Below are 8,936 nucleotides of genomic sequence, written 5' to 3'. Positions count from 1 at the left end.
TCCTTGCTCATGACATATCAACAACATCTGCTCAAACACCGATTCAATCTCTTGTTTACGGCCACTGACAAAAACGGCAATCGTTGTCCAGTGTGGCACTGAATCACAGCTCAACGCCTTAAATATAATATTCATTTCACAGCACCACTGGATTTCTCGACTCGAGGTAATGCCTTTGGAATAGGCAAACAGAATGATTTTAAGTAAAGCCGCTGGATCATACACAGGCCGACCATTCTTATTATTTTTATACTTGGGATAGAACACTGATAAATCCAACGTCGAATCAATCAAATGATGGATTGCATGTTCAAACGTGCCAGCTTGAAGTTGGTCGAGATAGTTAATCACAACCATCGTACTTTGCTGATAATTTAGGGAGATAAATCGTGGCATCACCAAGGCTCCTATGGCTAATTGATAATACCTATTTGATCACAAACGGTGATCGGTGGGAAGTTAAAACTGTGTGTTTTTTAAACTATTTTAGGGTTTTTCTACAGCCTCAACGCCAAGTTCACTGGCGTAGGTAAGTTGGTGGCTTTTTTGGAACAAAAAAGATGACAGCTTACCGAAATCCGTGTCCAACTTTTTGTTATGCATTAGTTTTTCCAATTATGATCCATGGGTCGATTGACAGAAAGCGTAGGATTGGCCCATGAAATATCAGTATCTAAAGTTATGGAAAAGCTAACGGGTTTAGAACTAAGAGATATTGTGGGTTCCGGTTGATACTCTACAAATTGAGTTATTTGTGAAATTCCCGTTTCTGGAACGTAGATACGAACTGACTTTCCCGACTTTGATGAGCCTACCAATGTATCGCCCCATTCATTTTCGACTTCAGGTTTGAGAAAGTACTCATTAGTACCGTCAGGCGTGGACACCCATGATTTGGCGCCGTAGACATTTTCTTGATTTGGAGGTGCGTCAAGCCAAACCGTAATATTGGCAATGTCGTAGCTAGGTAGTCCATTTGGAAACAAGACAGCAATGCTTCCGTCTTTTTGCTCATGCAATTCTACTGTAAAGGATCCCACGACCTCTTCTCTTGCAAGCGAGTCGTAGTCAGATATCGCTGCTCGAACCTCTTCGATACTGCCGTTCTCAACCATCACCAAGCCTTTAGCTGGATTAAATTTTGATTCAGTCACAGGACTAGCCTCCTTACTATCACCACACCCCAAAAGAACTGAAACCAAAATAGCAAAACTGAACTTATTCACTAGCTCTCCTTAACGCATAATAACTTATTATGCAGACCGCATTGTAACAACGAGATAGTTTCATTTCACACAGCCCTCATACTCGATTATTTTCAATAGCTTACTATTTTTTCGGTGATAATTTCTACAACTTTTTCTGCGTTTACGATGCATGCATGGTAAACCCGCTCGTCACGTTCTTATAAATACAGTAAAAAAATAACCTAACGTAAAAGTACAATTAAATCAGTGTGGTTACTATGCGTGCATCGTAACCACAAGGTCTAATCTAGCCTTAAGTGCAGGAATTAAATGGTCTGTAGGCCTGTTGTCACTTTTGTAAAATGCGGTTTACTGAGCATTTTTAGAAAGCATTCGACATGTCATGAGAACAAAGCATTATTCAATACAAACTGAGAAAACTTACCTGTTATGGATAAAACGTTTTATTTTGTTCAATCAGAAACGTCACCCTAAAGACCTCGGCGAACAAGAGGTGACACAATTCCTGACACACCTTGCTGTCAATCGAGAAGTGACTTCATCTACACAGAACTTGGCGCTGTGCTCTATTGTGTTTATGTATAAGCATATCTTCGAAAGGGAGTTAGCACTCCTGCCTGATGCAGTAAGAGCTAGAGCACCTACGAGAGTCCCAACTGTACTTTCGCACAAAGAAGCCCTCTCTGTCATTGGACTAATGCACCCCCAATATAAACTCATGTTTTCGTTGCTATATGGTAGCGGCTTGCGAAAAACAGAGTTACTTAAGTTACGGATTAAAGATATCGACTTCGACGCTAAGACTGTATTTGTATTTCGTGGAAAAGGCGGTAAAGACCGCACCACGATGTTACCTAAAAAGCTGATTGAACCATTAAAAGCACAGATAGAAAAAGTACGCGGCATACACATGAAAAATATTGCTGAGGGAAGCGGGATGACAAGCTTACAGACGAGCCTAGCAAGAAAGTACCCCAATACTGTAAAGAGTTTAAGTGGCAATACATATTCCCATCAACCACGCGCTGTGAACACCCTTATGATGGTTATTACTGTCGACATCATCTTCATAGTACGGCATTGGCAAGAGCCTTGAATAATGTATGCGGACAACCGTCCGCTTTTTACTATTACAACAGATTAATATTGCTAGGCGACGTTTGTAAAAATATAGTTAATTTAGAATCTTTCAAAGTTAGCAATTGGTACAAACTTTTCTTAAAAATTTGAGCTGCGTATGGCGGCTTTTGCCGTTAAGCTGTCTAAGACAAGTTCAGGCAGTTAGCTGACTGTCAGGATTTTTTACATTACGACGGCTTAGAGCTCACAGCGATTTACAGGCGTTCACTCGCTCATCTTTCCGGGTATGCTTAAGACAATATAGCTGGTCAGTCATGTTGTGACTAAATCTAAAGCAAAATCGCCTTAAATCTTATGTGAGCAACTGCAAACTATTACTATATTAGTAATCCAAGATTAATCAACCTTGGATTCCAATACCGTATAATGACCTGACGTACCGGTCATATCTCAAGCAGCTAGAACGGGTTAGTAACCTTTGGACATTGGCATCATATAATCCACCTTCAGGACTCAAAATCCTCAAAGAAGCCAATCGTAATGGTTCGGAAACCTGTTCAAGTCGATTAATCAGGTCTCTTGCCCGACTAGCTACCCTTGTTAATTGGGCTGAATTGCTATTGTTGCCCAATACCATCTGGTCAGTTGCTTTAAGCCAATTTCGAGCAATAGCAAAATCACCTTGAGATTTCTTGAATGTATCTAGGAACAATTCATCAATCGGTAAGACATTAAATTGGGAATTAGCGTTATTCCATGGATAGGTCACAACTCCTTGTGCTCTATGTTGAGCAGATATTAATTCCTGCCACCTAGTACTGCTGTCCGTAACCAGCACAGAGCCAGTTGCTTGAGCAATCAACAGTGCCATTTCATAGTTAGGCCCCATTCGAAATTGAACGAGCTGCTCACTAAGTCTAGGCTCTACTTGCTGTAAAAGTGTTAGCGGTGAAACTTCGGCTATTCTCCCTAATTCATCGATCAATTGAGTAGCAGCACCTTCATCCAAACCAAATTGACCAATCAACAACTGAATTCGCGCTTCTCGGGGCATCATAACTGTTGAATTCAATAAGTCTTCAGTAGACAACCTGAAATGTAATCGACGGTCTTGCCCCGTTACTATATCTCGCCTATCGCCACGTTCTCTTGCCATCTCCATCATTGCTCTCATCAGAGGCAAATCAAACTCGCTTGGGTCGGGGATTACATTAATCAATCCGAGACCAATATATGGCTCTAACTCAAGCATGAACATAAATTCCTTTAATGCTTGGTATTTGAATTTGGCTGGATTCTCTATTGGGCTAAAGTCTGGTCTAACAATATTAGGGTTGGTTACCGGCGTCTCAATCAAAAACTCATCAAACATAGATGCCATCGGTAACGCATTACTGCCAATTGTTCGAGTGTCTAGTGGTCCTGTGTATAAGCCTCTGAACTTGCCATCAGATTTTGGCAGAAGTGAGTAAATATCGGTGTCACGAGGCCACAGTACCGAATAGAACTCATAAACCTTCTTAATCTGGTCACTCGAAAGCTCCCGCCTGACGTCTAGCCACGTTTTCCCGCTATTAAGTCCCAAGACATCACGGATGCAGTTGCAGAGTGCCAATTGCCGTTCTCTGATGCCGGCTACAGTCCATGTAGAGCGCAATTCCTCTGGGACATTTTGACAACAATTCTTGTATTTTTTACCGCTACCACATCCACACCGATCGTTGCGTCCTAATAGGGCTTCATCAATATCTTTGTTTAAGTAATTACTCGGTGGTGTCGTTCTACCAAAGGCATCCTGATAGTGAACAGAGCCATCTTCGAACTTAGCATACATCTCCCCACCAAAGCGCACGCCCTCTCTAGGTGGCAATAGTACGTGTCTTAACTCAGACCAATGACAAGTAATATCCCGTTCAGGGCAAAGCCACTCGCTTTTACCAGCCGCAACTGACTCTTTTGCTCTGCTTTTTACGATGTGGTTTATCTTCGTTACATCATCGGCTGATAACTTACGGGTATTGATAAACTCAATAGTGTTGACCATGCTTTGACGCATACGAGTCGCATTAGTACGCTGCTGTAGTGGATTAGCGTTTTCAGGATCTTGAGCGTATTCGAGGTTTGTCAAAATCAAGCAGCGATTCTTGTCTAGTGGAAATATCGTTTGAGAGCCCTTCAACGCAATATCAGGGTCATTAGGATAATCGCATAACTCAAAATCAGGTGGGCAGGCATAGTTATAAATGGTCACCGGGTGGTCGGATAAAATAAATTTCACTTCCGAGTCTTCTGCTGACACCAACTCTCGAACGCCTTCAGCCCACAAAGTGCAATGCATGGTCCGTAATGCCTGCATTTCAGTCATTAACTGTACCTGACTTAGCTCTGGGTATTTACTTCTAATCCAGTCCAAACCTTTAGGAGTTCGAAGTTTCTGAGCGTCTAAATAAGTGAAAAAAACCTCAAAACTATTGTGCCACTTAGCTTGATCGTCAGTAATAAAAGCGCGCACTGCTAGAGAACCGTTGTCGTCTATTGGTCCAAAAAGTTTTTGCTCAATCTCATCGTTTACTTCTGCACCAAAGAATGTTGAATAGAGATGCTCTTTGTAGAATTTTTGTGCAGGTGTGTACCATTTTCGAAATTTAACTTTTTTCAATTCGCCGTTTGGTAAAGGTATATTTTTTGGTGTTAGGTGACAGAGCTGATTATTACGCTCACTCATGAAACCTTTTTGATACCATTGAGGAATATAATGATTATCTTTTGTTGCCATCCCACCTCCATTCCTTAGAGCACTCAATTAGGGTTATTGTCGAGTTTTCAATGCCGGCTAGTTTTTCTTGTGTATCCAAATACTACCAAACTTAATCTCGGTTTGGCGAGAGAAATAAGAGCTGTTACGAATGTGAACATATACTTGTGCTGCATATTCACCTATGTTGCATGTACCTTCATTCGAAAAGGTACACTGTCGTCAAAATCGATTAAAGGGCGGCATTGAGCGTGAAGCAGACGGTTTAGCGTTTAACCTGACTAAGAAGTTTGTTCCAAAATAGGAACTACGAGTGGCAGCTGCCGAACGATTCAAAATAGCAGATTACAGTCATTAAAGCTTGGCAGACTTTCTAAGTAAAAAGTGTCTACAGATTTAGGGGAAGATCGGTGGTCACAATGAATAAAAATAGTAATGAGTTTGACGCAATATACCCAATATCAATTTTCAAACGAAATTTTAGTAGTGTAATGCGCAAATTTGAGTCTAAGAACTGGACTCGCGTTCTAATAACAAGAAACAGTGAACCTGTCGCAGAAGTTACTCACCCGACATCTAATAACTAATTTGGTTGTCAAAGCTCTTCATTCCAAACTGCCGGATGGGCTGGTTTGACGGCAGCTTAGAGCGAATTGCAGTCATACGATAAAATTGAAAGCGACAAGAAAAAACACTCAAACCTCCCTATGAGTGATGTGTGATTTCGAATAAATTGGATTACGCTATTAAGCAAAAGTATCAACGCCACCATAAGATGGCGAAGTGAAAGCGTGAAATACAATAATGAAATTCCAGCAATAATTGTTATGTGAGATTTAGAATGGGCTTTCACCATTATTTATCACGACTCTATAACCATCCACATCTTCGAATGTTTGAGCACCGCCCTCCCAGTATGGGTTGAAGGAGTCGACCTTTATAAAACCAGCCCCAGATATTTTGTCGATAGCCGCAGCAAACTCAAGATCGTCAGGAACATAATATACTAAAAGATTTTCCAACGTAGGCGCACGGCCAGCTTTCTCTTTGCTGTGTGTAGTAAATTCTAAGTGATAATGTTGTTTAGGGTGGCCAAGCATTCGACCACTAAAATCGCCATGACCATCAAAACCTCCAATGACCTCAAAACCGAGTCCGTCAGCATACATTTTTGTTATCTGTTCCAGATTATCCGTAGGTCGACCAACTCTCATTACTGCATCTATTGGTATCATTCTCATCTCCTAATTAATATTTTTGAGTTTTTGTTATTATAAATGATTAAAGTTCAGACGTATGATAAAACCTCAAGCTAAGTTAAGGTAAAGGCTTTTCTAACTAGATAGTAAGATTTTAAAAAGCATTTAATATGGACATTTATGCAATGCAAATTACTGCGGTAGGAATATAGCTATCATAAAGCTTTGCCATCAGGTTGTTTGCTGATGGTGAGCGAAACGAACCTGATATTTTGGTGACGTAACTAATCTATAGGTTACCTTTAATCACTGCATAGCGAATGACCGTTATTGGCACATGCCTGCCCGATAGCTGACTCGCTCCTAGGGGCGAATAGTAGTAACTGGATGTAACTTTGCCGAACGAATGCAATAGTAGACTTAATAAAAAATCAGTCCCCTACTCCCATTGATCAGGTTCGATTAATATTCTGTGAGGTCGTTTTTTATAGCAACGCAGATATTTGACGGTTTTCTTGACGGCTTGCAAAGTAATAGATATAAAAAGCCGCTTAAAAACAGAGGCTTAGCTACAAAATATGGCGGAGAGAGAGGGAGTTAAAAAAATGAATTAAGCAACTGTATTTAATGACTTAAAACCAAAATTATTTTTATAAGTGTTACTACTAGTGTTACTATTTATCGGTATCAATTTGGTAATAAAAACCAATTTTGCAAATAGAAAGCCTTTAAAAAAACGTAATGAATACATTTTCTGTCAATGAGTTATCCAGCTGCGCCCTACTTAAGTTAGCGAAAAAGTCATTCGCAAAAAAAAATCTTAATAAACACTCACAATTATAAGAACGGCTCGATTTGCGATAGACAATGGCTAATCTTTTTCGCATCTATGCTTAATATAACATTATCCACACCGGGAACCGCTGCGAAGAAACCTTTGAGTTTACCTTTTTGTCCGAAAAGCTTAACAGTTCCTGTTCTAGTAAGGTAATCACCCAAATTGACATTCTCAAGGTTGGGTACCTTCATTGCTTTTGCTTCAGCATCCGTAATCAATGCGCTAAATTCAGCAATTTGTGTTTTGTTAAGACTAATTGAAATAGTGTTAACAACATATTCATCAGTCGCAAAAATTACAGCTCTTTTTTCAATTTCATTAGTATAAAGTAAATTTATGGAACCATTATATATTTTCTCTCGACATACAGTCACAGTGCCTTTACCAACCTGCTCAAGCTCCCTTATTTGCATTGCAACTCTTACTTCTTGTTCAGTTCTTTGATTAGCCGGTTTTGCCAGTGAGTTATCACAATTTTCTTGGCTAAACAAAACAGAATGAAAGGGAGTTAAAGCCTTATCATAGTACTTATATTCAATATTCAATCCGAGCGTTCTTGAAATACTTTCATTAGTACCGGTTTTGCAATACAACGAACCCAACGTATCATTCAGTTGTTTATCAATTTTAGCCCGCTCCTCTTCACTAATTTCCGTCCCCACTCTGTCAATAACTTGGATCTCAAGAACATGAGTATTACCTTTAATATAACCATTTCTCAGCATATTTCGGTCATTGATTTTAACTGGGTAGCTAGCTGCTTGCTTAAGTACCTCAGCTTTATATTGCGCTAACTGAGATTCTTTGTCTTGAGAATAAACGTTCCCTGCTAGCAAGAATGTTAAGGTAATTAGCATTGGACTTATTGACATTCTCATTCTTGCTCACCAACTTCTAATATTTGCTCATAGAGAATCTCTAGCACCAAATTCACCAACATTTCCATTTGAATTTCCTAATCAACATTTCGTTTATTGCATCATGCAACAGGCCTATAATTATTATTTGTTTTTTATGCGTATTTTGCAATGTGTTTAGGTGCTCATGTACACTATCATAGGCAGGTAAGTGACGAGATAGAAAAATTGTGCCAAATAGTATCTACTTGGAATAGGGGTAAGAAAACAATTTGGGGGATCTAGTATTGCCGTTTTGATGGAAATGTCAGCTCATGTGAGTGCCAGCTAAAAATTCCTATATGACTTGTTTTCGAGTAAATTGTAATCCTTATGACATTGCAATCTGAATAACATTTTCCCAGTGACAGATAACTTGAAATTATAAAAATAATAACGGAATTTCCAAGGTATTTAGACCATTGCACATGTTAGCTGGAAAAACCCGCACGAATCTTTTTGTGAGTGCGAATTACTCAATGAATAATACTCATGGCATACTACTTAACCACTGGCGTATTAGGTAAGCTGTAAGTACAACTCCTTCGCCTGTGTCCACTTATCATTTGTATCTTTGTTTAGTCATATATTTACCTATTACTGTAGCGATTTTGTTCTAAACAAAGCGAGTAACTCATCAAACGCTTGTCTACCATGTTCATCCAATAATAAATACTTTTCCAACAGTCTCCATTCTTGTGACTGCCATGGTTCAATATCCAACCATCCGATCGGAATACTTAAATCGCGCTCAATAGCTCTCGCTTCTTGCTCGTACAATGATCTTTTTCCATTAACAATTAAGCTTATATGTGGTTGAGTAATGGAACGTCCAATGATTTTATTCGCCAAATCAGTTTGCGAACCGAAATAATAGACGAGTTTGTGAAGGTTTTCTCCCCTATTTTTTGTGGCTTGATAAGCATCTTTTGCAAACATTTTTTATGGTCCTTTAGTTAT

General features: G+C 39.5%; 7 protein-coding genes. 1 reads left to right on the top strand and 6 read right to left on the bottom strand.

Annotation, left to right across the window (positions count from 1 at the left end; translation table 11 throughout):
- Together CXF81_RS09555 and CXF81_RS09550 are read right to left on the bottom strand one after the other, a co-directional pair.
- On the bottom strand, window positions 1-396 hold a 396-nt coding region (locus CXF81_RS09555), incomplete at its 3' end, for a transposase (protein WP_198556368.1).
- 206 nt (window positions 397-602) lie between these two features.
- Window positions 603-1,226 (bottom strand): hypothetical protein, encoded by a 624-nt coding sequence (locus tag CXF81_RS09550; protein WP_101181131.1) that lies wholly within the window; start codon window positions 1,224-1,226, stop codon window positions 603-605.
- Between the two features lie 352 nt (window positions 1,227-1,578).
- On the opposite strand from CXF81_RS09550, the gene CXF81_RS09545 reads away from it, so the two are divergent.
- Window positions 1,579-2,304, top strand: coding sequence for a phage integrase N-terminal SAM-like domain-containing protein (locus tag CXF81_RS09545; protein ID WP_369828675.1), 726 nt, complete (start codon window positions 1,579-1,581; stop codon window positions 2,302-2,304).
- Between the two features lie 384 nt (window positions 2,305-2,688).
- On the opposite strand, the gene CXF81_RS09540 is transcribed toward CXF81_RS09545, so the two are convergent.
- From CXF81_RS09540 to CXF81_RS09525, 4 genes are all read right to left on the bottom strand, one after another.
- A complete protein-coding gene (locus CXF81_RS09540; RefSeq protein WP_101181130.1) occupies window positions 2,689-5,064 on the bottom strand; it encodes a DUF4238 domain-containing protein in 2,376 nt (791 codons plus the stop codon).
- An 815-nt stretch (window positions 5,065-5,879) separates the two neighbouring features.
- The gene (locus tag CXF81_RS09535) at window positions 5,880-6,278 is read right to left on the bottom strand and encodes a VOC family protein (RefSeq protein ID WP_101181129.1); all 399 of its coding nucleotides are present in this window, start codon (window positions 6,276-6,278) and stop codon (window positions 5,880-5,882) included.
- Window positions 6,279-7,079: 801 nt separating this feature from the next.
- Entirely contained in the window at window positions 7,080-7,952 is an 873-nt protein-coding gene (locus CXF81_RS09530) for a hypothetical protein (protein WP_101181128.1), read from the bottom strand.
- Window positions 7,953-8,573: 621 nt separating this feature from the next.
- Window positions 8,574-8,915 (bottom strand): hypothetical protein, encoded by a 342-nt coding sequence (locus CXF81_RS09525; RefSeq protein WP_101181127.1) that lies wholly within the window; start codon window positions 8,913-8,915, stop codon window positions 8,574-8,576.
- Window positions 8,916-8,936: the final 21 nt, after the last annotated feature.

It is taken from the genome of Glaciecola sp. 33A (assembly GCF_002836745.1).
Taxonomy (GTDB): Bacteria; Pseudomonadota; Gammaproteobacteria; order Enterobacterales; family Alteromonadaceae; genus Glaciecola.
Note: the sequence above shows the minus strand (reverse complement) of the source record. Positions and strands in the feature narration are given on the sequence as shown.

Coding starts and splice junctions, on each gene's coding strand:
- CXF81_RS09540 (WP_101181130.1), bottom strand. CDS start 5,064: ATGGCAACAAAAGATAATCATTATATTCCTCAATGGTATCAAAAAGGT.
- CXF81_RS09535 (WP_101181129.1), bottom strand. CDS start 6,278: ATGATACCAATAGATGCAGTAATGAGAGTTGGTCGACCTACGGATAAT.
- CXF81_RS09530 (WP_101181128.1), bottom strand. CDS start 7,952: ATGTCAATAAGTCCAATGCTAATTACCTTAACATTCTTGCTAGCAGGG.
- CXF81_RS09525 (WP_101181127.1), bottom strand. CDS start 8,915: ATGTTTGCAAAAGATGCTTATCAAGCCACAAAAAATAGGGGAGAAAAC.